This is a genomic window from Pseudomonas sp. CAU 1711 (assembly GCF_039888625.1).
In the GTDB taxonomy this organism is placed as follows: Bacteria; Pseudomonadota; Gammaproteobacteria; order Pseudomonadales; family Pseudomonadaceae; genus Aquipseudomonas.
In genome coordinates this window covers 41,054-65,908 of the sequence record NZ_JBDQQT010000012.1, presented here as the reverse complement: position 1 = coordinate 65,908, position 24,855 = coordinate 41,054, and the positions used below count along the sequence as shown (strand labels likewise).

Here is a 24,855-nt window from a genome sequence, read left to right as displayed (position 1 = left end):
CTCGGTACGCGATGGCAAGACAATATCACCGCGCTCGCGAGCCCAGCACTCGCCGCCCGTCGTCTGTCCCGACGGTTCTGTGCGCCAGTGCACGACACTTGCAGGCATCGCCACGAACACCGAAGCTAGGCCCAGGATCAGAAGAAGAGTACAGCCCTTGGATTGGCAGACCCTGCTCACCCGCGAGCGCCTCGGCAAACCGCTGTACAGCAGCGACGAGCTGGGCCGCAGCCCGTTCCACAAGGACCACGACCGCATCATCTTCTCCGGCGCCTTCCGCCGCCTGGGGCGCAAGACCCAGGTCCACCCGGTGTCCAGCAACGACCATATCCACACCCGCCTGACCCACTCCCTGGAAGTCGGCTGCGTCGGTCGTTCGCTGGGCATGCGCGTCGGCGAGATGCTGCGCGAGGCCCTGCCGGACTGGTGCGCGCCGAGCGACCTGGGCGTGATCGTGCAGTCCGCCTGCCTGGCCCACGACATCGGCAACCCGCCCTTCGGCCACTCCGGCGAGGACGCCATCCGCCACTGGTTCCAGCAGGCCGCCGGGCGCGGCTGGCTGGACGCCATGAGCGAGGCCGAACGCGACGACTTCCTGCACTTCGAGGGCAACGCCCAGGGCTTTCGCGTGCTCACCCAGCTGGAATACCACCAGTTCGACGGCGGCACCCGGCTCACCTACGCGACCCTGGGCAGCTATCTCAAATACCCCTGGACCGCCCGCCACGCCGAGGCCCTGGGCTACAAGAAACACAAGTTCGGCTGCTACCAGAGCGAACTGCCGCTGCTCGAACAGATCGCCGGCAAGCTCGGCCTACCGCAGATCGAGGAGCAGCGCTGGGCGCGCCACCCACTGGTGTACCTGATGGAGGCCGCGGACGACATCTGCTACGGCCTGATCGACCTGGAAGACGGCGTGGAAATGGAGCTGCTCGACTACAGCGAGGTCGAGGCGCTGCTGTTCGACCTGGTCGGCGACGACCTGCCGCAGACCTATCGCCAGCTCGGCCCGCAGGACTCGCGCCGGCGCAAGCTGGCGATCCTGCGCGGCAAGGCCATCGAGCACCTGACCAACGCCGCAGCGCGGGCCTTCGTCGAACAGCAACCGGCCCTGCTCGCCGGTACCCTGCAGGGCGATCTGGTGGAGCACATGCACGGCTCGGCCAAGCACTGCGTGCTGCGCGCCAAGGCCATGGCGCGCGAGAAGATCTTCCAGGACAAGCGCAAGACTCTGCACGAGATCGGCGCCTACACCACCCTGGAAATACTGCTCAACGCCTTCTGCGGCGCGGCCCTGGAGCAGCATCGCGGGCACGGCCTGTCGTTCAAGAATCAGCGCATTCTCGACCTGCTGGCGCACTACGCGCCGGAGCCGGGCTGGCCGCTGTACCGCGCCTTCCTGCGCATGATCGACTTCATCGCCGGGATGACCGACAGCTACGCCACCGAGATGGCCCGGGAGATGACCGGGCGCTCCAGCCCGGTGTGAGCCGATGACGACCGGCAAACGCCTGCTCGCCTGGCACTCCGGCCCACCGGAGTGGGGGCCGGCGATCATCGCCGGGCTGGGCTGCGCCCTGCCCCTGCTGCTCGGGCTGGCCAGCGGCCACCCGGGCTTCCTCTGGGCCTCGGTCGGCGCCTTCTTCGCCTCGCTGTACAACCCCCTGCACCGCTTCGGCATGCTGCGCCTGCTCGCCCTCGCCCTGCTCGGCGCCTGCAGCGCCGGCCTGGGCTTCTGGAGCGCGGAGTCGGCCATCCTCAGCCTGTGGCTGTTCGGCCTGCACGGCTTCCTCCTGGCCTGGCTGCAGCGTTTGGGCAGCGAGGCCGGCAAGCTCGGCCTGTGTCTGCTGGTCTGCCTATGCCTTGGCCAGGGCCAGCACGGCCTGGCGGGGCTGCGCAATGCCGATGCGGTGGCCGCCCTGTTCTTCCTCGGCGGCCTCTGGGTGGCCCTGCTGGCCTTCGGCCTGCGCGGCCTGCACGGCCTGCGCATGTGGCCGTACATGCCACACCTGATGGCCATTTTCCGCGTCCTGCGGCGTCACGCCAAACGCCTGCCGGAGCGGCGCTGGCGCCTGCACGCCCTGGGCTGCAGCCTGGCCTGCGCCGCGGCCGGGCTGATCGTGCAACTGGCCGACCTGCCGCGCGGCCACTGGCTGAGCCTGGCCCTGCTCGCCAGCCTGCAGCTGGAATACCGTGGCAGCCTGGCCCGCCCGTTGCTCGCCAGCCTGGCCAGCCTGGGCGCCGCCTGCCTGCTGATCTACCTCGGCCACGGCCTGCAGAGCCCCGCGACGATGGTCGCCCTGGCACTGCCGCTGATCGTCCTCTGCCGCGCCCTGCAGGCGCGTCGCTACGGGCTGTTCATGCTGCAGGTCATCCTCAGCTTCCTGCTGCTGGCCGAGAGCCTGGCGCCCGACTGGCAGCTGGCCCAGGCGCGCCTGTTCAACAGTTTGATCGGCACCGTGCTGGCCATGCTCACCGCCCTGCTGCTCTATGGCCTGGAACAATGGCTGGGAGCACGGCACGGCACGGGCGAAACACAGAAAAACTAGGGGCCGCAGGCGTTTCGGCGCGAACCAGGTTGCGGCGCAAGATCCTCGCGCCGATTCTGCAACCTACTTCCGAGACAACACCCCAGCCTTCACTATGCTTCTGCTCTCGGACAGCTGTGCCAGTGGAGTAAGACCATGCAGGGCAAGTCAGTCATAAAGGAACGTCGCTTTCCCCTCCACGTCCACATCAGCGTGCTGTTCACCTTCTTGTTACTGGGCAGCGGCGCGGCCCTGGGCCTGTTCAACTACTACCAGACCACCCAGGTCATCCTCTCCAGCAGCAACCAGCTGTTCGCCCAGATGCGCGCCGAGGTGGAGTCGAACCTGCAGCATACCTATCAGCCGATTCGCCACCTGCTCGGCCTGCTGGCGCTCAACGAGAACAACCAGAGTGCCGACGGTTACCAGCGCATGAGCCTTCTGCCGCTGTTCGCCCGGGCGCTGAACGACAACCCCAAGCTAGCCTCGCTGTACCTGGGCTACGAGGACGGCGACTTCTTCATGGTGCGGCCGCTGCGCGACGCACGGCTCAAACGAATCTTCGACGCACCGGAGAACGCCGCCTTCCAGGTCTGGACTATCGACCGCAGCGGCGAGGCGCGACCGATTTCCGAATCGCAGTATTTCGACGCCGAGCTGAACTGGATCAGCCGCCGGCAGAACCTCAAGGAGATATTCGACCCGCGCACCCGCCCCTGGTACCGGGGCGCGCTGGAGAGTGGCGCGCCGATCACCACCGACCCCTATGTCTTCTTCTCCACCCAGGACATCGGCACCACCCTGGCGCAGATCAGCCGGGACAAGACGGTGCTGGCCGCCGATCTGACCCTGGCCGACCTCTCGGAGACCCTGGCACGGCACCGGGTCACGCCCTCCACCGAGGTGGTGCTCTATCGCCCAGACGGCGCGGCGGTGGCTTATCCGGACATGGGCCGCCTGGTGGTGAGCAACGGCACCCCCCACCTGAACCCCGTGGACAAGCTCAGCCCGGCCCTGGGCGAGCTGTTCCAGCGCGGCCTGGACGAGGATCGCCAGGGCAGCATGCGCCTGGCCGGCAAACGCTGGCGGGTGTCCTACAGTCAGCTCGACGAGGGTGGGCCCAACGGCCTGCGCCTGGCCCTGCTGGCCCCGGAGGAAGAGCTGCTGGCCGATGCCTACCGCATTCGCTGGCAGGGCGCGGTGCTGACCATCGGCATCCTGCTGCTGTGCATCCCGATCGGCTGGATGACCTCGCGGATACTGGTCAGGCCGCTGCGCGCCCTGGTCGACGAGGCCGAGGCGATCCGCAGCTTCAACTTCGCCTACCCGGCCAGCGGCCATTCGCCGGTGCTGGAGATCAACCAGCTGGCCGTGGCCATGGGCAAGATGAAAGACACCCTGTCAAGCTTCCTCGACATCACCGCCAGCCTGTCCGCCGAGACCCGCTTCGATGCGCTGCTGCGCCGCGTGCTCAGGGAGACGGTGGACCTCAGCGAGGCCAGCGCCGGCCTGCTCTACCTGCGCGAGGCCGACAGCGGCCGCCTGGAACCCCACGGCTTGTTCGTCAACAACGAGCAGCACAGCCTGGATGAGCACCGCATCCCCACCTACGTGCCGGGCGAGACGGCAATTCCCGACTGGGTTCGCCAGCCGGCCGAGGGCGGCGTCACCACCGTGGCCTCCATCGGCTTCGACCAGGCCGATGGCCTGCAGAGCCTGTTGCATACCCTCGACAGCCCGCGCGTGCACCTGATCGGCACCGGCCTGCACAACCGTCAGGGCGAGACGGTCGGCGTGCTCCTGCTGCTGCATCGCGACACCGGCGAGGAGCCGGCCTTGTTGCGCCCGCAACGCATCGCCTATGTCGAGGCGGTGTCCGGGGTCGCCGCCCTGTGCATCGAGAGTCAGCGCCTGCTGGAACAGCAGAAGAAGCTGCTGGACGCCTTCATCCAGCTGATCGCCGGCGCCATCGACGCCAAGAGCCCCTACACCGGCGGCCACTGCCAGCGCGTGCCCGAGCTGACCCTGATGCTCGCCCGTGCCACCGCCGCCAGCGACGCCGAGCCATTCCGCGGCTACAACCCCAGCGACGAGGAATGGGAAGCCCTGCACATCGCCGCCTGGCTGCACGATTGCGGCAAGGTCACCACCCCGGAATACGTGGTGGACAAGGCGACCAAGCTGGAGACTATCTACGACCGCATTCACGAGGTGCGCATGCGCTTCGAGCTGCTCAAGCGCGATGCCTGGAGCGGCTACTGGGAGGGGCTGGCCAAGGGTGGCGACGAGGCCGGCCTGGCGGCACTGCGCGACGAGACGCTGAGCACCCTGGACGAGGAGTTCGCCTTCGTCGCCCGCTGCAACCTGGGTGGCGAGGCCATGGCCGAAGCCGACCAGGAACGCCTGCGGCGGATCGCCTCGCGCACCTGGACGCGCACCCTGGACGACCGCCTCGGCGTGTCCTGGGAGGAGAACCAGCGCCAGGCCCGCACCCCGGCGCCCATGCTGCCGGTGCAGGAACCGTTGCTGGCGGACAAGCCCGAGCACCTGTTCGAGCGCCCCGAGAGCGAGCTGATCCCACCCGACAACCCCTGGGGCTTCAAGCTCGACGTGCCGCAGCATAAGTACAACCGCGGCGAGCTGTACAACCTGGGCATCGCCCGCGGCACCCTGACCGCCGAGGAGCGCTACATCATCAACAATCACATCGTGCAGACCATCCTCATGCTCGACCACCTGCCCTTCCCCAGGCATCTGGCGAACGTGGCGGAGATCGCCGGCGGGCATCACGAGAAGATGGATGGCAGCGGCTATCCGAAACGCCTCAAGCGCGAGGAGATGAGCCTGCCGGCACGGATGATGGCCATCGCCGACATCTTCGAGGCGCTCACCGCGGTAGACAGGCCCTACAAGCAGGGCAAGACCCTCAGCGAGGCGCTCGGCATCATGGCCGGCATGTGCCGCAACGCCCATGTCGACCCGCAGCTGTTCGGCCTGTTCCTGCAGTCCGGCATTGCGCATACCTATGCCCAGCGCTACCTGAGGCCGGAGCAGATCGACGCGCTGGACGTGCCGGCCATTCTGGCCAAGGCCGGGCTGGCCTGAGCCTCAGTGGCTGCGGCCGTCCCACTGCACCACCTTGAAGGCCGCCAACTCGACGCCCTCCAGGCAGCGCGCATTGATCGAGGCCATGGGCCGCCCATCGGGCCCCGCGGCCTCGCTGAAGGGCGCGCAGCCACAGACATCGCAGAAGTGGTGGGCAATCTTGCGGGTATTGAAGCGATAGGTCGGCAGCTCGCCGTCCGGTGACTCCAGCCGCAACTGGTCACGCCCCACGAACCACAACAGCCCGCCGCGCTTGCTGCACAGCGAGCAGTTGCACTCGGTCAGGCTGTCGATCTCGCCACTCACCTCGAAACGAATCTTGCCGCAGTGACAACCGCCTTGGTAAGTCATGGCCAATCCTCCTTGTGGGAACGGACAAGCTAGTCGGCGGCAGATGGAGCGGCAAGAAAAAACCGGCCTGGGGCCGGTTTCCGTCTTAGTCGAACATGCCGACGTGCCGCGGGTGGCTGGCGACCCGGTCGAGCCAGGTCATGATCGCCGGGTAGCCGCTCAGATCGAAGCCACCCTCGTGAGCCACGTGGGTGTAGGCATACAGGGCGATGTCGGCGATGGTGTACCGCTCGCCCACCAGGTAGGGCGTGCGCTGCAGCTGCTGCTCCATCACCTTGAACGCCTTGCGCCCACCCTTGTGGCAGTTCTCGTACTCGGCGCGGCGTTCTTCCGGCAGGCCCAGGTACAGCTGGATGAAGCGCGCCACCGCCACGTAGGGCTCGTGGCTGTACTGCTCGAAGAACTGCCACTGCAGCATCTGGGTGCGCAGGCGCGGTTCGCTGGGGATGAACTCGCTGCCGTCGGCGAGGAAGTTGAGGATGGCATTGGACTCCCACAGGCAGGTGCCGTCTTCCAGCTCCAGCACCGGAATCTTGCCGTTGGGATTCTTGGCCAGGAACGCCTCGGTCTGGGTCTCGCCCTTGAGGATGTCGACCGCCTGCCACTGATACTCGCGGCCGAGCAGGTGCAGCATCAGCTTGACCTTGTAGCAGTTGCCGGAGCGGTAGTCGCCATGGACCTTGAGCATCGCTATTGCCCTCCCTGTGCATCACGAATGACGGCCGCCAGGCGGCGCAGGCCCTCGCCGAGCTTTTCCGGCGGCACGTGGCTGAAGTTCAGCCGCAGATGGCCCGGGTTGGCGTCCGGGTCGACGAAGAACGGCTCGCCGGGCATGAAGGCGACGTCCCGCGCCATCGCCGGCTGCAGCAGGGTGCGGGTGTCCAGCTTGTGCCTGAGGGTCAGCCAGAAGAACAGGCCGCCCTGCGGCACCTGCCAATCGGCCAGGTCGGCGAAATGCTCCTGCAGCGCCGCCTGCATGGCGTCGCGGCGCACGCGGTAGAAGTCGCGCAGCTCGGCCAGGTGCGCGCTGTACTTCTCAGTACCGAACCATTGCAGCGCCTGCCACTGACCAATGCGGTTGGTGTGCAGGTCGGCGGCCTGCTTCAGGCGCAGCAGGTGCGGGAACAGGTCGGCGCTGGCGATCAGGAAGCCCACGCGCAGACCCGGCAGCAGGGTCTTGGACAGGGTGCCGGTGTAGATCCAGCTGGTGCGCTTGAGGCGGCTGACGATCGGCGTGGCGCTGCCTTGGTCGAACACCAGCTCGCGGTAGGGTTCGTCCTCGATCAGGGTCACGTCGAACTCGTCGAGCAGCGCCGCCACGGCGTCGCGCTTGGCCTCGCTGTAGCGCACGGCGGAGGGGTTCTGGAAGGTCGGGATCAGGTAGGCGAAGGCCGGCTTGTGCTGCTGCAGGCGTTCGCGCAGGGCTTCCAGTTCGGGGCCGTCGGCCTCCTGCGGCACGCTGATGCAGTCGGCGCCGAACAGCTGGAAGGACTGCAGCGCGGCCAGGTAGGTCGGCGCTTCGACCAGAATCTCGGTGCCCGGATCGATAAACAGCTTGCTGGCCAGGTCCAGGGTCTGCTGCGAGCCGCAGGTGATCAGCACCTGGCTGGCGTCGCACGGCACACCCAGCTTGCGCGCCTCGGCGGCTACCGCTTCGCGCAGCGCCGGCTCGCCCTCGCTCATGCCGTACTGACCGATGGAGGCCGGCATCTCGCTCCAGTCCACCTTGGGCAGCATCGGCTCGGCCGGCAGGCCGCCGGCGAAGGACATCACCTCCGGACGCTGCGCCGCGGCGAGGATTTCACGGATCAGGGAGCTTTTCAGGCGGGCAACGCGTTCGGAGAAGGCCATGGGAACACCGGTAGCACTCGAAGGGAAAATTGGGTCAAACTCTTTGACCGAAACTACGATGCCCCGGATGGATACGTCAATATGCTTGACCTGAAAAAGCCGAGCACCCAGCAGGCCGCGATGGAAGCCTTCTTCTTCGGTTACCAGGCCTTCACCGCCAAGCCCGACGAGATGCTGGCGCGCCGCGGGTTGTCGCGCGTGCACCATCGCATCCTGTTCTTCATCGCCCGCTACCCGGGTCTCAGCGTGAAGGAGTTGCTCGGCTACCTGGGCGTGAGCAAGCAGGCGCTGAACACGCCGCTGCGCCAGCTACAGGAGATGCACATGGTCGAGAGCGTGGCCGCCAGCGACGACAAGCGCAAACGCCAGCTCGGCCTGACTGTCGAGGGCGCCAGGCTGGAACAGAGCCTGCGTCGCGAGCAGTCGCGTCTGCTGGAACGGGTCTTCGAGGAGGCCGGCGAGCCGGCCGTGCAGGCCTGGCTGGAGGTCAACCAGGCCCTGCGCCAGGCCGCCGGCGAGGGCTGAGTCAGGCCGCCTGGCGGCCGCTCAGCTCGCTGGCGCCACGGAAGAACACCAGGGCCATGGCCAACGAAGCCGCCAGCAGGGGAATGATCGCGATCAGAATCAAGATCACCGAGGTGAACATGACGCCACCGGCAATCTCCAGCCAGGCCATCACCCGCAGAGAGGGATAGGGATCCTGGACTCGTAGCAGCACAACGCCCAGCCACAGCATCGTCACCCCCAGCAGCAAGACCGCAGCGAAGAAGCTCAGGGTCTGCCAACCCAGGCTGGCCAGGATCGCGTCACCCCACAACCAGTCCAGCAACTCGGTGAGCAGACTGAAAAATATGATCAGGCCGGTCGGCCACCGCAGCCCCTTGGCCGCGAAACGCTGCTCCAGAAACACCCGCAGGCGCAGCAGCAGATAACAGCCCAACAGTGTCGACAGCAGACTCAACCAATCTCCGGCCATGTCGGCGACCGAGCCAGGCTGCTCACTGGCAAGAACAGCCGCAACCAATGCCGCCAGCGTGCTGGCGATCGAGAGCAGGCACAGCCAGCCGAGCAGCCGCAACTGCCCCGGGCTCCAGCCCGGCAGCTGCTGGGGCGCCTGGGCGTCGACCAGCGCCACCTGCGGCGCCGCATAGGGATTGTCCTGGTCCATGGCAATTTCCTTATGTAATGGGAACAGTCTTCCTCGCCAGAGAGATCGTTGAGAACTGTACCGACGATTGTCGGGGCCGCTGTACGGCGACGCCCGCGCGGGCTGCGCATAGGCTGCCAGCATCCACGGAGAATCGCCATGACCGCCGAAATGCTGCTCGCCTTCGTCCTCTTCGCCTTCGTCACCTCGGTGACGCCGGGCCCGAACAACATGATGCTGCTGGCCTCGGGGGTGAACTTCGGCGTGCGCCGCAGCCTGCCGCACATGCTCGGCATCAGCCTGGGCTTCATGCTGCTGGTGATGGCCGTGGGCCTCGGCCTCGGTCAGCTGTTCGAGCGATTCCCGCCGCTCTATACGGCACTGCGCTACGCCGGCGCCGCCTACCTGCTGTACCTGGCCTGGAAGATCGCCGGTAGCGGTGCCCCGGATGCGAGCGGCAAGACCGGCGGCAAGCCCTTCACCTTCCTGCAGGCGGCGGCCTTCCAGTGGGTCAATCCCAAGGCCTGGATCATGGCCATCGGCGCCATCACCACCTACACGCCGCAGGAAGGCTTCCTGATCAACGTGCTGCTGATCGCCGCCCTGTTCGCCCTGGTCAACTGCCCCAGCGTCGGCCTGTGGACGGTGGCCGGCAGCCTGCTACGGCGCTGGCTGGACCAGCCGCGCGTGCTGCGCGCCTTCAATATCGGCATGGCCCTGCTGCTGGTGGCCTCGCTCTACCCCATACTGATCGACGTCAAGGGAAGCCTGTGATGACCCTGGAAGCCATGGACACCTCCACGCGCCTGCGCCCGCTGGCCGACACCGCGCCTTCCGCCGTGGTGGCCGGCTTCGTCGCCACCCTCACCGGCTATACCAGCTCGCTGGTGCTGATGTTCCAGGCCGGCCAGGCCGCGGGCCTCAGCGCCGCGCAGATTTCCTCCTGGCTGTGGGCGCTGTCCATCGGCATGGCCATCTGCACCATCGGCCTGTCGCTGCGCTACCGCGCGCCGGTGGTGGTGGCCTGGTCGACGCCCGGCGCCGCCCTGCTGATCACCAGCCTGCCGGGGGTGAGCTATCCGGAGGCGATCGGCGCCTTCGTGGTCTGCGCCCTGCTGCTCAGCCTGCTCGGCCTGTCCGGCGCCTTCGAACGGGTCATGCGCCATCTGCCGGCCTCGCTGGCGGCGGCGCTGCTGGCCGGCATCCTGTTCCGCATCGGCAGCGAGATATTCGTCGCCGCGCAGAGCAGCACAGTGCTGGTGCTGGCGATGTTCTTCAGCTTCCTGCTGTGCAAGCGCCTACTGCCACGCTACGCGGTGCTGCTGGCGCTGCTGATCGGCAGCCTGGTCGCGGCCGCCCAGGGCATGCTCGACTTCAGTCGCTTCGAGCTGCAGGTGGCGGTGCCGGTCTGGACCACGCCGAGCTTCTCGCTGAGCGCCGCCATCAGCATCGGTATCCCGCTGTTCGTGGTGGCCATGGCCTCGCAGAACATCCCCGGCATCGCCGTGCTGCGTGCCGACGGCTACGACGTGCCGCCCTCGCCACTGATCGCCACCACCGGTCTCGCCTCGCTGCTGCTGGCCCCCTTCGGCTCCCACGGCATCAACATGGCCGCCATCAGCGCCGCCATCTGCACCGGCGCCGAGGCCCACGAGGACAAGCGCAAACGCTACACCGCGGCGCTGTGGAACGGTCTGTTCAACCTGCTCGCCGGCATCTTCGCCGCTACCCTGGCCGCGCTGTTCATCGCCCTGCCCAGCGCCCTGGTGCTGTCCATCGCCGCCCTGGCCCTGCTCGGCTCGATCGGCAACGGCCTGGCCCAGGCCATGCAGGCGCCGGCCGAACGCGATGCCGCGCTGATCACCTTCATGATCACCGCCTCGGGCATGACCCTGCTGGGCATCGGCTCGGCCTTCTGGGGCCTGGTCGGCGGCGCCCTGACCCTGCTGATCCTGAACGGGAAGAAGTAGCAGTTGCCCCTCAGCTGGCCGGGCGCAGCACATCCAGCAACGGCTGCAGCGAGTAGCCCAGGCGCGGCGCCAGGGCCTCGGCGCGGGCCCTGGCGCCATCGAGGTCGAGCTGCTGGTCGAGATCGGCCGGCACCAGCAGGATGACGTTGCCCTCCTTCACCGGAATCTCCCAATAGTGGCGATGGAACAGGCCACGCAGCAGCGCCGCGCCCAGCGGCTTGCCGTCGTCGTTGCCCCACTGGTTGATCACCAGCCAGCCGCCGGGGCTGAGGCGCCTCTGGCAGTTCTCCAGGAACTTCCAGGCCAGGTGGCCGGGCGCAGGCCCCGTGTCGGTGTACAGGTCGACGAACAGCAGGTCGCAGCTCTCGGCGCTGTCCAGCAGCTCCAGGGCGTCGCCGATGCGCACATAGAGGCGCGGGTCGTCGGCCAGGCCGAGGTACTGCATGGCCAGGCGCGGCACTTCCGGGCGCAGCTCGATGGCCTCGATATCCTCCAGCGCCAGGAACTTCAGGCAGGCCTGGGTCAGGGTGCCGCCGCCCAGACCGAGGAACAGGGCGTTCTCCGGCGCCTCGTGGCACAGCGCGCCGAGCAGCATGGCGCGGGTGTAGTCGTACTCCAGCCAGGCCGGATCGCGGGTGTAGGTGCAACTCTGCTCGATGGCCTCGCCGAATTCGAGGAAGCGGTAGTCGCCGACTTCCAGCACGCGGATCACGCCCCAGGCGTCGCGCACTTCCTCCAGCAGTATCTCTTCGCGCAGCTCGCTCATCGGCCGAGCCCACGAGTCGACAACAGAGTGGAGCGCTCAGCGCTCCGGCCAGAGTGGAGTGATGCGGTTCTGCTCATGGACTCGAGAGGAAGAAGGGCTGATCGAACTGCATATGCTTGCGGAACATTGGCGCAAAGGCAATCGAGACACCCTCCTGCTGCGGCGATTCAGGCGCTCTATCGCGCTTATCGGCTGACCGCCCGCTGGTCGCGGGGTTAACATGCCGGCAACCGAATTAGCGCAGAGAACGCCCGATGTCCGCCTGGAGCCCCGAAAGCTGGAGAAGCAAACCCATCCAGCAACAGCCCGAGTACCCCGACGCCGCCCACCTGGCCCGAGTGGAGCAGACCCTGGCCGGTTACCCACCGCTGGTGTTCGCCGGCGAGGCCCGCGAGTTGCGCCGCCAGTTCGCCGAAGTGACCCAGGGCCGTGCCTTCCTGCTGCAGGGCGGCGACTGCGCCGAGAGCTTTGCCGAGTTCAGCGCGGCGAAGATCCGCGACACCTTCAAGGTGCTGCTGCAGATGGCCATCGTCATGACGTTCGCCTCCGGCAGCCCGGTGGTGAAAGTCGGGCGCATGGCCGGGCAGTTCGCCAAGCCGCGCTCGGCCGGCAGCGAAACCATCGACGGCGTGACCCTGCCAGCCTATCGCGGCGATATCGTCAACGGCATCGGCTTCGACGCCGCCAGCCGCGTGCCGGACCCCGAGCGCCTGCTGCAGGCCTACCACCAGGCCACCGCCAGCCTCAACCTGCTGCGCGCCTTCGCCCAGGGCGGCTTCGCCGACCTGCACCAGGTGCACCAGTGGAACCTGGACTTTATCGCCAACTCGGCGCTTTCCGAGAAGTACCACCAGCTGGCCAACCGGATTGATGAAACCTTGGCCTTTATGCGCGCGGTCGGCATGGACAAGGCCCCGCAGCTGCGCGAGGCGAGCTTCTTCACCGCCCACGAGGCGTTGCTGCTCAACTACGAGCAGGCCTTCGTGCGCCAGGACAGCCTCACCGGACGCTGGTACGACTGCTCCGCGCATATGCTGTGGATCGGCGACCGTACCCGTCAGCTGGACGGCGCCCATGTCGAGTTCATGCGCGGCATCGAGAACCCCATCGGGGTCAAGGTCGGCCCGAGCATGGACGCGGACGAGCTGATCCGCCTGATCGACATCCTCAACCCGGACAACGATCCGGGCCGCCTCAACCTGATCGTGCGCATGGGCGCGGACAAGGTCGAGGCGCACTTCCCGCGCCTGCTGCGCAAGGTCAAGGAGGAAGGTCGCCAGGTGCTGTGGAGCTCCGACCCCATGCACGGCAACACCATCAAGGCCTCCAGCGGCTACAAGACCCGCGACTTCGCGCAGATCCTCTCCGAGGTGAAGCAGTTCTTCCAGGTGCACCGCGCCGAGGGCACCATCGCCGGCGGCATCCATATCGAGATGACCGGGCAGAACGTCACCGAGTGCATCGGCGGCTCGCGACCGATCACCGAGGACGGCCTGTCCGACCGCTACCACACCCATTGCGACCCGCGGATGAACGCCGACCAGTCGCTGGAGCTGGCCTTCCTCATCGCCGAGACGCTGAAACAGGCGCGCGGCTGAAAGCATTTGCACAGGCAGAACGGGCCCTCTTCACGAGCAGAGAGTTGAGCGGCCCTCGCCCCTACGGGAGAAACCCCGCCACCGCATCCGCCGCCCGCCGCAGATGCTGCTCATGGGTCAGGCCCGAGGCCTTGAGTGGCTTCAAGTCGTGGTCCGCCGCCACCAGCCATTCGAGGCTCACGCTCGGCGCCAGCGCATAGCCTGCCACCGTCTCGCGATTGCCCAAGGCATCGCGCTCGCCCTGGACGATCAGGCTGCGCGTGCGCAACTCGGCCAGATGCGCCACCCGCGGCTTCTCCGGTTTGCCCGCCGCATAGAAGGGGTAGCCCAGGCACACCAGCGCATCGGCGCCCAGCTCGTCGGCCAGCAGGCTGGCCATGCGCCCGCCCATGGACTTGCCGCCGATGGCCAGCGGCCCATCCATGGCTCCGCGCACCTCGCGATAGACCTCGCGCCAGCATTCCAGCAGCTGCCCCTGCGGATTGGGCGGGCGCTTGCCGCCGCCCGTGCGGCGCGCCGCCATATAGGGAAACTCGAAGCGCAACACGTTCACCCCGCGCGCCGCCAGCAGCTCGGCCATGCGCTGCATGAAGTCGCTGTCCATCGGCGCGCCGGCGCCGTGGGCGAGAATCAGGCTGGCCTGCGACATCCCGTCCGCCCCGTTCCACAGCCATCCCCGCGCCCGGCATTGATCCTCGTCAATAACCCTCAGCCTGCCATTACCCATGCTTGCCCTGTTTTCCTTACCCTGGATGGAAGCCCAACAAATGAATACGACCGACACCGTGGCCGACTACTATGCAGCAGCGCTGCGCCCAATGAACCCCTCCGCAAGCTCTGCGACCCGATGTCGCACCCTCCGACCAACAGCATGGTCATTCGCTTGACTTGGACTAAGCTGGCCAGCAGTCGTACCCGGTAACAATTCCAACGCGATCCCGTCTTCTCGCGGCGATCCAGCGACCGAACCCCGACCGCCGAGTCAGCCCGAGGCAGTGGCCAAGAACCCGCTAAAACCTTGATCGCACAGGCATCCGGCGTTGCAATGGGTACCTCGTTTCTCCATACTTGCCGCCGATTTTTTACCCCTAAAAAACTCCATTAACCGTGGAACCCCTAGCATGAGCACAGCAATCAGTCAGACTGCTTATAACTATAAGGTGGTCCGCCAGTTCGCCGTTATGACGGTGATCTGGGGGGTCATCGGGATGGGTCTAGGCGTGTTCATTGCCGCACAGCTGGTGTGGCCGGAACTCAACCTGAACCTGCCGTGGACCAGCTTCGGCCGTCTGCGCCCGCTGCACACCAACGCGGTGATCTTCGCCTTCGGCGGCTGCGCCCTGTTCGCCACGTCCTACTACGTGGTCCAGCGCACCTGCCAGGCCCGCCTGATCTCCGACAGTCTGGCCGCCTTCACCTTCTGGGGTTGGCAAGCCGTGATCGTGCTGGCCATCATCACCCTGCCGCTGGGCTACACCTCCTCCAAGGAGTACGCCGAGCTGGAATGGCCGATCGACATCCTCCTGGGCCTGGTCTGGATCACTTATCTGGTGGTGTTCTTCGGCACCATCGTCAAGCGCAAGACCAAGCACATCTATGTCGGCAACTGGTTCTTCGGCGCCTTCATCGTCGTGACCGCCATGCTGCACATCGTCAACAGCATGGAAATCCCGGTCACCCTGTTCAAGTCCTACTCGGTCTACGCCGGTGCCACCGACGCGATGATCCAGTGGTGGTACGGCCACAACGCCGTGGGCTTCTTCCTGACCACCGGCTTCCTCGGGATGATGTATTACTTCGTGCCCAAGCAGGCCGAGCGCCCGATCTACTCCTACCGCCTGTCCATCGTGCACTTCTGGGCGCTGATCACCCTGTACATCTGGGCCGGCCCGCACCACCTGCACTACACCGCCCTGCCGGACTGGACCCAGTCCCTCGGCATGGCCATGTCGGTGATCCTCCTGGCGCCGAGCTGGGGCGGCATGATCAACGGCATGATGAGCCTCTCCGGCGCCTGGCATAAGCTGCGCACCGACCCGATCCTGCGCTTCCTGGTGGTATCCCTGGCCTTCTACGGCATGTCCACCTTCGAAGGCCCGATGATGGCCATCAAGACCGTCAACGCCCTGTCCCACTACACCGACTGGACCATCGGCCACGTGCACGCCGGCGCCCTCGGCTGGGTGGCGATGATCTCCATCGGCGCGCTCTACCACCTGATCCCGAAGGTCTTCGGCCGCGAGCAGATGCACAGCGTCGGCCTGATCAACGCCCACTTCTGGCTGGCCACCATCGGCACCGTGCTGTACATCGCCTCCATGTGGGTCAACGGCATCACCCAGGGCCTGATGTGGCGCGCGGTCAACGAGGACGGCACCCTCACCTACTCCTTCGTCGAGGCCCTGCAAGCCAGCCACCATGGCTACATGGTGCGTGCCCTCGGCGGTGCCTTCTTCGTCACCGGCATGCTGCTGATGGCTTACAACACCTGGCGTACCGTGCGCGCTGCCGATAAGAGCAAGTACGACGCCGCCGCCCAGATTCCTGCAGAGGTCGCGCACTGATGGCCGGTAGCAAACACGAGATTTTCGAGAAGAACATCGGCCTGTTGGCCATCGGCATGGTCCTGGCGGTGAGCATCGGCGGTCTGACCCAGATCGTTCCGCTGTTCTTCCAGGACGTCACCAACACCCCGGTGGAAGGCATGAAGCCGCGCACCGCGCTGGAGCTGGAAGGCCGCGACATCTACATCCGCGAAGGCTGCGTCGGCTGCCACTCGCAGATGATCCGCCCGTTCCGCGCCGAGACCGAGCGCTACGGCCACTACTCGGTGGCCGGCGAGAGCGTCTGGGACCACCCCTTCCTGTGGGGCTCCAAGCGCACCGGTCCGGACCTGGCCCGCGTCGGCGGCCGCTACTCGGACGACTGGCACCGCGCCCACCTGTACAACCCGCGCAACGTGGTACCGGAATCGAAGATGCCGGCCTACCCCTGGCTGGTTGAGAACACGCTCGACGGCAAGCACACCGCCGCCAAGATGGAAGCTCAGCGCACCCTCGGCGTGCCCTACACCGACGAGGACATCGCCGGCGCACGCGAGGCCGTCAAGGGCAAGACCGAGATGGACGCGCTGGTCGCGTACCTGCAGGGTCTTGGCACCGCCATCAAGAACAAACGGTAACGCACGATGGATATCGGGACGATTCGTGGCATCGGCACAGTAGTGGTGTTCATCGCCTTCATCGGCGTGGTGCTCTGGGCCTACAGCAGCAAGCGCAAGTCGAGCTTCGACGAGGCGGCCAACCTGCCCTTCGCCGACGACGCCCCGGCCAACAAGCGTGACGAGCAAGCTTCTGGGAGCAATAAAGAATGACTCTGTTCTGGAGTATCTACATCAGCGTACTGAGCCTCGGCACCATCGTGGCTCTGACTGCGCTGCTCTTCGGCATTCGCAAGGGCCAGCGCCCCGACACCACCGACGACACCGTCGGCCATGCCTTCGACGGCATCGAGGAGTTCGACAACCCGCTGCCGAAATGGTGGTTCATGCTGTTCATGGCCACCATCATCTTCGCCCTTGGCTACCTGGCCCTGTACCCGGGCCTGGGCAACTGGAAGGGCCTGCTGCCGGGCTACAACGAGGCCGGCGACGGCAAGCCCTTCGCCAACGGCGAGGCTGGCTGGACCGGCGTGCACCAGTGGGAAAAGGAGATGGTGCGCGCCGACAAGGAATACGCGCCGATCTACGCCCAGTACGCCAAGCTGCCGATCGAGGAAGTGGCCAAGGACGAGAAGGCCCTGAAGATGGGCGGCCGCCTGTTCGCCTCCAACTGCTCGGTGTGCCACGGCTCCGACGCCAAGGGCGCCTACGGCTTCCCCAACCTGACCGACAACGAGTGGCGCTGGGGCGGCAAGCCGGAAGACATCAAGCAGACCATCATCGGCGGTCGCCACGGCATGATGCCGGCCCAGGGCCCGACCATCGGCGAGGACGGCGTGCGCAACGTCGCCGCCTACGTGCTCACCGAGCTGGGCGGCCGCAAGCTGCCGGAAGGCGTGGAGGCCGATATCGCCGCCGGCCAGAAGATCTTCGCCGGCACCTGCTTCGCCTGCCACGGCGCGGACGGCAAAGGCACCCCGAGCATGGGCGCGCCGAACCTGACCAACCCCAGCGCCTTCATCTACGGCAGCAGCTACGCCCAGCTGCAGCAGACCATCCGTTACGGCCGCAGCGGCAACATGCCGGCGCAGCTGCCGTACGTGGGTAGCGAAGATAAGGTGCACCTGCTGGCCGCTTACGTGTACAGCCTGTTGCACGGCGACAAAGCCGAGCAGTAATGCGTCACCCGCCCGGACGCGACCGCCGGTCGCATCCGGGCCATGCCCGATCAGGCGTACCATAGTGCCGTGAAATTCTGACTCCTTCGGCAAGTATCGACAGGAGCACTCACCCCAGCCGTGGTACGACCCTGATGAGCGAACAGATTCCCGTCCGAAACATCACCCCTCCCCCGGCCAAGAGTGGCGAAACCTTCGACCTCTACGCCAGCCGCGAAAAGATCTACACCCGCGCCTTCACCGGCCTGTTCCGCAACCTGCGCCTGGGCGGCGGAGCCTTTCTCTTCCTGCTCTACTTCGGCACCGTCTGGCTGAGCTGGAACGACCGCCAGGCCGTGTGGTGGAACCTGCCGGAGCGCAAGTTCTACATCTTCGGCGCCACCTTCTGGCCGCAGGATTTCATCCTGCTCTCGGCGCTGCTGATCATCGCCGCCTTCGGCCTGTTCTTCATCACCGTGTTCGCCGGCCGCGTCTGGTGCGGCTACACCTGCCCGCAGAGCGTGTGGACCTGGATCTTCATGTGGTGCGAGAAGGTCACCGAGGGCGACCGCAACCAGCGCATGAAGCTGGACAAGGCGCCGCTGAACGCCGACAAGCTCCTGCGCAAGACGGCCAAGCACGGCTTGTGGGTGCTGATCGGCCTGGTCACCGGCCTGACCTTCGTCGGCTACTTCGCGCCGATCCGCGAACTGATCCCCGACCTGCTGACCGGCGCTGCCAGCGGCTGGTCCTACTTCTGGGTCGCCTTCTTCACCCTGGCCACCTATGGCAACGCCGGCTGGCTGCGCGAGCAGGTGTGCATCTACATGTGCCCCTACGCGCGCTTCCAGAGCGTGATGTTCGACAAGGACACCCTGATCGTGTCCTACGACCCGCGTCGCGGCGAACACCGCGGCCCGCGCAAGAAGAGCGCCGACTACAAGGCCGAGGGCCTGGGCGACTGCATCGATTGCACCCTGTGCGTGCAGGTCTGCCCCACCGGCATCGACATCCGCGACGGCCTGCAGATCGAATGCATCGGCTGCGCCGCCTGCATCGACGCCTGCGACAGCATCATGGACAAGATGGGCTACCCCCGTGGCCTGATCAGCTACACAACCGAACACAATCTTTCCGGGCAGAAGACCCACCTGCTGCGCCCGCGCCTGATAGGCTACGCCGTCGCCCTGGTGGCGATGCTCGGCCTGTTCGCCTGGGCCATCGCCAGCCGTTCGCTGGTGGAGATCGACGTGCTCAAGGACCGCGTGCTGTTCCGCGAGAACGAACTGGGCCACGTCGAGAACGTCTACACCGTGAAGCTGATGAACAAGGCCCAGCGCGACCTGACCTACCTGATCTCGGTCGAGGGCCTCGACGGCCTGGCCTACGGTGGCAAGAAGGAAGTCCGTGCCGCGGCCGGCGAGGTGCTGTCGCTGCCGGTGGAGCTGTCCATCGCCCCGGAGAAGCTGCCCTCCAGCGCCAATGAAATCCTCTTCAGGGTCCAGGCCCTGGAAGATCCGTCCATCCAGAGCGACGCCGACAGCCGTTTCATCGGCCCCAGCGTGCGCTGAACACAGGTTTCTCCATGTCGTCGCAACACCCCCCGGTCAACCCCTGGTACAAAGAGTTCTGGCCCTGGTTCATCATCGGCATCCTCGGCCTGTCCGTGGTGCTCGGCACCAGCATGCTGGTGATCGCCACCAAGAACCCGCCGGGCCTGCTGTCGGACAATTACTACGACGTCGGCAAGGGCATCAACACCTCGCTGGAACGCGAGGAACTGGCCGAACGCCTGCAGCTCAAGGCCGCCTTCGCCCTGGACAACGAACGCGGCACCGTGACCCTGCAGCTGCAGGGCCATAGCAACCCGCCGCAGCTGGTGCTCAACCTGATCTCGCCGACCCAGCCGGAGCGCGACCGCCGGGTGATACTGCAGCTGCAGGGCGACGGCAGCTACGCCGGCAACCTGCTGGACGCCGTCGAGGGCCGCCGCTTCGTCGAGCTGATCGGCCAGGAGGGCGGCAAGGACTGGCGCCTGTTCGAGGAGGAGCAGCTGGTCGGCGGTCAGCGCTTCCAGCTCGGCGAATAAGCGCTTCATGAGCAGCCCCCTGCCCTGTTATCACTGCGGCCTGCCGGTACCCGCCGGCAGCCGCTTCGAGGCCCGCGTGCTGGAGCAGACGCGGGCCTTCTGCTGCCCGGGCTGCCAGGCCGTGGCCGAGGCCATAGTCGCCGGCGGCCTGGACGGCTACTACCGCCATCGCAGCGACAACGCGGTCAACCCGCAGGCCCTGCCCAAGGCGTTGCCGGATGAGCTTGAGCTGTACGACCGCGATGAGGTGCAGCAGGGCTTCGTCCAACACGAGGGCGAGCTGAGCGAGACCCGCCTGTTGATCGAGGGCATCAGCTGCGCCGCCTGCGGCTGGCTGATCGAGAAGCACCTGCGCAACCTGCCGGGCGTGGCCGAGGCCAACCTCAATCTGTCCAACCAGCGCCTGCAGCTGCGCTGGGCCGACCGCCAGATCCCGCTCAGCCGGCTACTCGCCGAGCTGCGCCGCATCGGCTACGCCGGCCACCCCTGGCAGGAAGACCAGGCCAGCGCCCACCTGGCCGAGGAAAACCGCCGCTCCATGCGCCAGATCGGCGTCGCCGGCCTGCTGTGGCTGCAGGTGATGATGGCGACCATGGCCACCTGGCCGGAGGTCAACGTCGACCTCTCGCCCGAGCTGGACATGATCCTGCGCTGGACCAGCCTGTTCCTCACCACGCCCATCGTCTTCTACTGCTGCGGCCAGTTCTTCCGTGGCGCCCTGCGCGACCTGCGCAGCCGCCACCTGACCATGGACGTGTCGGTGTCGCTGGCCATCGGCGGCGCCTATGTGGCCGGCATCTGGTCCACCGTCACCGGCGTCGGCGAGCTGTACTTCGACGCGGTCGGCATGTTCGCCCTGTTCCTGCTCGCCGGGCGCTACCTGGAGCGCCGCGCCCGCGAGCGCACGGCGGCGGCCACCGCGCAGCTGGTCAGCCTGCTGCCGCCGTCGTGCCTGCGCCTGGATGCCGGCGGCCACAGCCAGCGCGTGCTGCTGCGCGAACTGGCCGTCGGCGACCGCGTGCTGGTGCCGCCCGGCGCCCAGCTGCCGGCGGACGGCCGCATCGTCGCCGGCCAGTCCAGCGTCGACGAGTCGCTGCTGACTGGCGAATACCTGCCCCTGCCGCGCGGCGAGGGCGACGCCGTCACCGCCGGCACCCTCAATGTCGAGGGCCCGCTGACCGTGGAGGTCGAGGCGCTGGGCGAGAACACCCGCCTGTCCGCCATCGTCCGCCTGCTGGAGCGCGCCCAGGCCGACAAGCCGCGCATGGCCGAGCTGGCCGACCGGGTGGCGCAGTGGTTCCTGCTGATCGTCCTGGCCTTTGCCGCCGTGGTCGGCCTCATCTGGTGGCAGCTCGACAGCGAGCGGGCGTTCTGGATAGTCCTGGCCCTGCTGGTCGCCACCTGCCCCTGCGCCCTGTCGCTGGCCACGCCAACCGCGCTGACCACCGCCACCGGCAGCCTGCACAAGCTCGGCCTACTGCTGACCCGTGGCCATGTGCTGGAGGGCCTCAAGCAGATCGACACGGTGATCTTCGACAAGACCGGCACCCTGAGCGAAGGCCGCCTGACCCTGGAGCGCATCGAGACCCTGCGCGAGCTGGACGGCGATGCCTGCCTGGCCCTGGCCGCCGCGCTGGAGCATGGCTCCGAACACCCCATCGCGCGCGCCTTCGGCCATAGCGAGCGCGGCGCCGAGCAGCTGGCCAGCGCTCCGGGCCAGGGCCTGGAGGGCGTGGTCGAGGGCCGCCGCCTGCGCATTGGCCAGCCGGGCTATGTCGCCGCCCTGGCCGGACGCGCGGCACCGACGATTCCCGGCGAACGCGGCCAGTGGCTGCTGCTCGGCGACCAGCGTGGCCCGCTGGCCTGGTTCGTGCTCGACGACCGCCTGCGCGAGGATGCCGCCGAACTGCTCGCCGCCTGCCGCGCCCAGGGCTGGGACATCCTCCTGCTGTCCGGCGACAGCTCGCCCATGGTCGGCGAGGTGGCCCGCCAGCTCGGCATCGAGGATGCCCGTGGCGGCCTGACGCCGGACGCCAAGCTGGCCGTGCTGAAGACGCTGCACGAACAAGGCAAGCGTGTGCTGATGCTGGGCGATGGGGTCAACGACGTGCCGGTGCTGGCCGGCGCCGACATCAGCGTGGCCATGGGCGGCGCCACCGACCTGGCCAAGACCAGCGCCGACGCCGTGCTGCTGTCCAACCGCCTGGGCAGCCTGGTGCAGGCCTTCGCCCTGGCCCGCCGCACACGGCGGATCATCGTCGAGAACCTGAGCTGGGCGAGCCTGTACAATGGCCTGGTGCTGCCGTTCGCCGCGCTCGGCTGGGTCACCCCGCTGTGGGCCGCGCTCGGCATGTCGGTCAGCTCGCTGCTGGTGGTGCTCAACGCCCTGCGCCTGGCCCGGATGCCGCGGCCAGCCTCAAGCCGCAAGCTGCAAGCCGCAAGCGCCACCGCTTAGCGCTTACGGCTTGCGGCTTGCCGCTCAATCGGAGATTGCCATGTCCGCCATCTATATCCTCATTCCCATCGCCGTGCTCCTGGTCGGCGTCGCCATCTGGGTGTTCTTCTGGGCGGTGGACAGCGGCCAGTACGACGACCTCGATGGCCCGGCGCACAGCATCCTGTTCGACGACGAGGACCCGCGGCACAAGGCCGGCATCGCCGAGGCCGACGAGCAGAAGGACCAGCCGCGTGACTGAACTGGCGCCGCAGCTGGTCTCGGCCCTGATCCTCGGCCTGCTCGGCGGCGGCCACTGCCTGGGCATGTGCGGCGGCCTGATGGGCGCGCTGACCCTGGCCATCCCGCCCGAGCAGCGCGCACGGCGCTTTCGCTTGCTGCTGGCCTACAACCTCGGGCGCATCCTCAGCTACGCCGCCGCCGGCCTGCTGATCGGCCTGGCCGGCTGGGCCGTGGCCAGCAGCCCGGCGGCCATGCTGCTGCGGGTGATCGCCGGCCTGCTGCTGATCGCCATGGGCCTGTACCTGGCCGGCTGGTGGAGCGGCCTGACCCGCATCGAGGCGCTCGGCCGCCACCTCTGGCGCCACCTGCAGCCCTTCGCCAGCCGCCTGATGCCGGTCAGCAGCCTGCCGCGCGCCCTGCTGCTCGGCGCCATCTGGGGCTGGCTGCCCTGCGGCCTGGTCTACAGCACATTGCTGTGGGCCTCCAGCCAGGGATCTCCGACCGACAGCGCGCTGCTGATGCTGGCCTTCGGCCTCGGCACCTGGCCGGTGCTGCTGGCTACCGGCATGGCCGCCGAGCGCATCACCGCCCTGCTGCGCCAGCGCGGCGTGCGCATCGCCGGCGGCCTGCTGGTGATGCTGTTCGGCCTCTGGACCCTGCCGGGGCCGCATCAGCACTGGCTGATGGGCCACTGAAGGCAGCGGCAAGCTGCGAGCCACAAGCGGCAAGCGCCTCTCCCTGTGGCTTGCCGCTTGCAGCCTGTGATTGATTCAGGTCAAGGCCTCTCGCCGCCCGCCTCCCTAGACTGGCCCCACTCGCCACTCCAGGGATACCACCATGCTCGACGCCATCCACTGGGACGCCGACCTGATCCGCCGCCACGACCGGCCGGGGCCGCGCTATACCTCCTACCCCACCGCCGTGCAGTTCCACGGCGAGGTCGGTGCCTTCGACCTGTTGCATGCCCTGCGCGACAGCCGCAAGGCCCTGCGCCCGCTGTCGCTCTACGTGCACCTGCCGTTCTGCGCCAACATCTGCTACTACTGCGCCTGCAACAAGGTGATCACCAAGGATCGCGGCCGCGCCCTGCCCTATCTGGAGCGCCTGGAGCGGGAGGTCGAGCTGATCGCCCGCCATCTGGATCGCAACCAGGTGGTCGAGCAGCTGCACCTGGGCGGCGGCACCCCGACTTTTCTCAGCCACGACGAGCTGCGCCGGCTGCTGCAGCAGCTGCGCCAGCACTTCAACCTGCTGGACGACGACAGCGGCGACTACGGCATCGAGATCGACCCGCGCGAGGCGGACTGGTCGAGCATGGGCCTGCTGCGCGAGCTGGGCTTCAATCGCGTCAGCCTCGGCGTGCAGGACCTCGATCCGGAGGTGCAGCGCGCCATCAACCGCCTGCAGAGCCCGGAGCAGACCCGCGCCATAGTCGAGGCGGCGCATACCCTGCAGTTCCGCTCGGTGAACATCGACCTGATCTACGGCCTGCCGAAGCAGAATCCCGAGCGCTTCGCCCGCACCCTGGCCGAGGTGATCTCCCTGCAGCCCGATCGCCTGTCGCTGTTCAACTACGCGCACCTGCCCGAGCGCTTCATGCCGCAGAGAAGAATCGAGGAAAGCGAGCTGCCCGGCCCGGCGCAGAAGCTGGAGATGCTGCAGCGCAGCATCGAGCAGCTCACGGCCGCCGGCTACCGCTATATCGGCATGGATCACTTCGCCCTGCCCGACGACGAGCTGGCCATGGCCCAGGAGGACGGCAGCCTGCAGCGCAACTTCCAGGGCTACACCACCCATGGCCACTGCGACCTGATCGGCCTCGGCGTGTCCGCCATCAGTCAGGTCGGCGACCTCTACTGCCAGAACAGCAGCGATCTTGGAAGCTACCAGCAGAGCCTGGACAACGCCCGGCTGGCCACCCGGCGCGGCCTGCACTGCAACGCCGACGACCGCATCCGCCGCGCCGTGATCCAGGCGTTGATCTGCCAGTTTCGGCTGGACTTGCGCGATATCGAGCGGCGCTTCGCCATCGACTTTCGCGCCTATTTCTCGGCCATCTGGCCGCAGCTGCAGCAACTGGCCCGCGACGGCCTGATCGAACTCGGCGAGCACGGCATCGAAGTGCGCCCGGCCGGGCGCCTGCTGGTGCGCTCGCTGTGCATGCTGTTCGACCGCTATCTGGCGCAGCAGAACCGGCAACGTTTCTCGCGGGTGATCTGAATGCCCACCCAGGTACCCTACGGTGTACTGCCCTGCGGGCGAGTACAGCCTACCCGGTTGCTCGACCGCTACCCGGCGCAGCAGAGCCGGCAACGCTTCTCGCGGGTGATCTGAATGCCCACCCTGGCACCCTGCGGTGTACTGCCCTGCGGGCGAGTACAGCCTACCCGGTTGTTCGACCGCTACCCGGCGCAGCAGCACCGGCAGCGCTTCTCGCGGGTGATCTGAAGTTCACC

23 protein-coding genes are annotated in these 24,855 nt (G+C 67.3%); 17 read left to right on the top strand and 6 right to left on the bottom strand.

Annotated elements, in window-relative coordinates; translation table 11 throughout:
• The first annotated feature begins 157 nt into the window (after positions 1 to 157).
• From AAFN46_RS14680 to AAFN46_RS14670, 3 genes are all read left to right on the top strand, one after another.
• Positions 158 to 1,489 carry a deoxyguanosinetriphosphate triphosphohydrolase gene (locus AAFN46_RS14680; protein WP_347809432.1) on the top strand — a complete coding sequence of 444 codons (1,332 nt, stop codon included), beginning with the start codon at positions 158 to 160 and terminating at the stop codon, positions 1,487 to 1,489.
• 4 nt (positions 1,490 to 1,493) lie between these two features.
• The gene (locus AAFN46_RS14675) at positions 1,494 to 2,549 is read left to right on the top strand and encodes an FUSC family protein (protein ID WP_347809431.1); all 1,056 of its coding nucleotides are present in this window, start codon (positions 1,494 to 1,496) and stop codon (positions 2,547 to 2,549) included.
• 135 nt (positions 2,550 to 2,684) lie between these two features.
• Complete coding sequence (locus AAFN46_RS14670) at positions 2,685 to 5,633, top strand: HD domain-containing phosphohydrolase (protein WP_347809430.1); 2,949 nt, start codon at positions 2,685 to 2,687, stop codon at positions 5,631 to 5,633.
• A 3-nt stretch (positions 5,634 to 5,636) separates the two neighbouring features.
• Here the strand turns inward: AAFN46_RS14670 and AAFN46_RS14665 are convergent, their stop codons facing one another.
• The 3 genes from AAFN46_RS14665 to AAFN46_RS14655 all read right to left on the bottom strand — a co-directional run bounded on the left by AAFN46_RS14665 (position 5,637) and on the right by AAFN46_RS14655 (position 7,835).
• Positions 5,637 to 5,984 carry a GFA family protein gene (locus tag AAFN46_RS14665; protein ID WP_347809429.1) on the bottom strand — a complete coding sequence of 116 codons (348 nt, stop codon included), beginning with the start codon at positions 5,982 to 5,984 and terminating at the stop codon, positions 5,637 to 5,639.
• 85 nt (positions 5,985 to 6,069) lie between these two features.
• Complete coding sequence (locus tag AAFN46_RS14660; RefSeq protein WP_347809428.1) at positions 6,070 to 6,672, bottom strand: glutathione S-transferase family protein; 603 nt, start codon at positions 6,670 to 6,672, stop codon at positions 6,070 to 6,072.
• Between the two features lie 2 nt (positions 6,673 to 6,674).
• Entirely contained in the window at positions 6,675 to 7,835 is a 1,161-nt protein-coding gene (locus AAFN46_RS14655; RefSeq protein WP_347809427.1) for a PLP-dependent aminotransferase family protein, read from the bottom strand.
• 81 nt (positions 7,836 to 7,916) lie between these two features.
• On the opposite strand from AAFN46_RS14655, the gene AAFN46_RS14650 reads away from it, so the two are divergent.
• On the top strand, positions 7,917 to 8,360 hold the full coding sequence (locus AAFN46_RS14650; protein WP_347809426.1) for a MarR family transcriptional regulator: 444 nt from the start codon (positions 7,917 to 7,919) through the stop codon (positions 8,358 to 8,360).
• A gap of 1 nt (position 8,361) precedes the next feature.
• Here the strand turns inward: AAFN46_RS14650 and AAFN46_RS14645 are convergent, their stop codons facing one another.
• Entirely contained in the window at positions 8,362 to 9,003 is a 642-nt protein-coding gene (locus AAFN46_RS14645; protein ID WP_347809425.1) for a hypothetical protein, read from the bottom strand.
• A 138-nt stretch (positions 9,004 to 9,141) separates the two neighbouring features.
• Between AAFN46_RS14645 and AAFN46_RS14640 the strand changes: the two genes are divergently transcribed.
• Positions 9,142 to 9,756: a LysE family translocator gene (locus AAFN46_RS14640; protein WP_347809424.1), complete on the top strand. Its 615-nt coding sequence runs from the start codon at positions 9,142 to 9,144 to the stop codon at positions 9,754 to 9,756.
• Between the two features lie 14 nt (positions 9,757 to 9,770).
• Positions 9,771 to 10,952 (top strand): benzoate/H(+) symporter BenE family transporter, encoded by a 1,182-nt coding sequence (locus AAFN46_RS14635; RefSeq protein WP_347809537.1) that lies wholly within the window; start codon positions 9,771 to 9,773, stop codon positions 10,950 to 10,952.
• 10 nt (positions 10,953 to 10,962) lie between these two features.
• Here the strand turns inward: AAFN46_RS14635 and AAFN46_RS14630 are convergent, their stop codons facing one another.
• Positions 10,963 to 11,718, bottom strand: a complete 756-nt coding sequence (locus AAFN46_RS14630) for a spermidine synthase (protein WP_347809423.1) — start codon at positions 11,716 to 11,718, stop codon at positions 10,963 to 10,965.
• 254 nt (positions 11,719 to 11,972) lie between these two features.
• Here AAFN46_RS14630 and AAFN46_RS14625 point away from each other — a divergent pair, with 254 nt between their 5' ends.
• Positions 11,973 to 13,316 (top strand): 3-deoxy-7-phosphoheptulonate synthase class II, encoded by a 1,344-nt coding sequence (locus AAFN46_RS14625; RefSeq protein ID WP_347809422.1) that lies wholly within the window; start codon positions 11,973 to 11,975, stop codon positions 13,314 to 13,316.
• Between the two features lie 61 nt (positions 13,317 to 13,377).
• On the opposite strand, the gene AAFN46_RS14620 is transcribed toward AAFN46_RS14625, so the two are convergent.
• Positions 13,378 to 14,043: an alpha/beta fold hydrolase gene (locus AAFN46_RS14620; protein WP_347809421.1), complete on the bottom strand. Its 666-nt coding sequence runs from the start codon at positions 14,041 to 14,043 to the stop codon at positions 13,378 to 13,380.
• Between the two features lie 394 nt (positions 14,044 to 14,437).
• Between AAFN46_RS14620 and ccoN the strand changes: the two genes are divergently transcribed.
• The 10 genes from ccoN (at position 14,438) to hemN (ending at position 24,619) form a co-directional block, all read left to right on the top strand.
• Positions 14,438 to 15,880 carry a cytochrome-c oxidase, cbb3-type subunit I gene (gene ccoN, locus AAFN46_RS14615; protein WP_347809420.1) on the top strand — a complete coding sequence of 481 codons (1,443 nt, stop codon included), beginning with the start codon at positions 14,438 to 14,440 and terminating at the stop codon, positions 15,878 to 15,880.
• Positions 15,880 to 16,497, top strand: a complete 618-nt coding sequence (ccoO, locus tag AAFN46_RS14610) for a cytochrome-c oxidase, cbb3-type subunit II (RefSeq protein WP_347809419.1) — start codon at positions 15,880 to 15,882, stop codon at positions 16,495 to 16,497. Before ccoN ends, ccoO begins: the two co-directional genes overlap by 1 nt.
• A gap of 6 nt (positions 16,498 to 16,503) precedes the next feature.
• Positions 16,504 to 16,689 (top strand): cbb3-type cytochrome c oxidase subunit 3, encoded by a 186-nt coding sequence (locus tag AAFN46_RS14605; protein ID WP_347809418.1) that lies wholly within the window; start codon positions 16,504 to 16,506, stop codon positions 16,687 to 16,689.
• Positions 16,686 to 17,654: a cytochrome-c oxidase, cbb3-type subunit III gene (ccoP, locus tag AAFN46_RS14600; protein WP_347809417.1), complete on the top strand. Its 969-nt coding sequence runs from the start codon at positions 16,686 to 16,688 to the stop codon at positions 17,652 to 17,654. Before AAFN46_RS14605 ends, ccoP begins: the two co-directional genes overlap by 4 nt.
• Positions 17,655 to 17,788: 134 nt before the next feature.
• Entirely contained in the window at positions 17,789 to 19,204 is a 1,416-nt protein-coding gene (gene ccoG, locus AAFN46_RS14595) for a cytochrome c oxidase accessory protein CcoG (protein ID WP_347809416.1), read from the top strand.
• A gap of 14 nt (positions 19,205 to 19,218) precedes the next feature.
• The gene (locus tag AAFN46_RS14590; protein WP_347809415.1) at positions 19,219 to 19,722 is read left to right on the top strand and encodes a FixH family protein; all 504 of its coding nucleotides are present in this window, start codon (positions 19,219 to 19,221) and stop codon (positions 19,720 to 19,722) included.
• A 7-nt stretch (positions 19,723 to 19,729) separates the two neighbouring features.
• Entirely contained in the window at positions 19,730 to 22,177 is a 2,448-nt protein-coding gene (locus AAFN46_RS14585) for a heavy metal translocating P-type ATPase (protein WP_347809414.1), read from the top strand.
• A 40-nt stretch (positions 22,178 to 22,217) separates the two neighbouring features.
• On the top strand, positions 22,218 to 22,418 hold the full coding sequence (ccoS, locus tag AAFN46_RS14580; protein ID WP_347809413.1) for a cbb3-type cytochrome oxidase assembly protein CcoS: 201 nt from the start codon (positions 22,218 to 22,220) through the stop codon (positions 22,416 to 22,418).
• Positions 22,411 to 23,094, top strand: coding sequence for a sulfite exporter TauE/SafE family protein (locus AAFN46_RS14575; protein ID WP_347809412.1), 684 nt, complete (start codon positions 22,411 to 22,413; stop codon positions 23,092 to 23,094). Before ccoS ends, AAFN46_RS14575 begins: the two co-directional genes overlap by 8 nt.
• A gap of 142 nt (positions 23,095 to 23,236) precedes the next feature.
• Positions 23,237 to 24,619, top strand: a complete 1,383-nt coding sequence (gene hemN / locus AAFN46_RS14570) for an oxygen-independent coproporphyrinogen III oxidase (protein ID WP_347809411.1) — start codon at positions 23,237 to 23,239, stop codon at positions 24,617 to 24,619.
• The last annotated feature ends 236 nt before the right edge of the window (positions 24,620 to 24,855 follow it).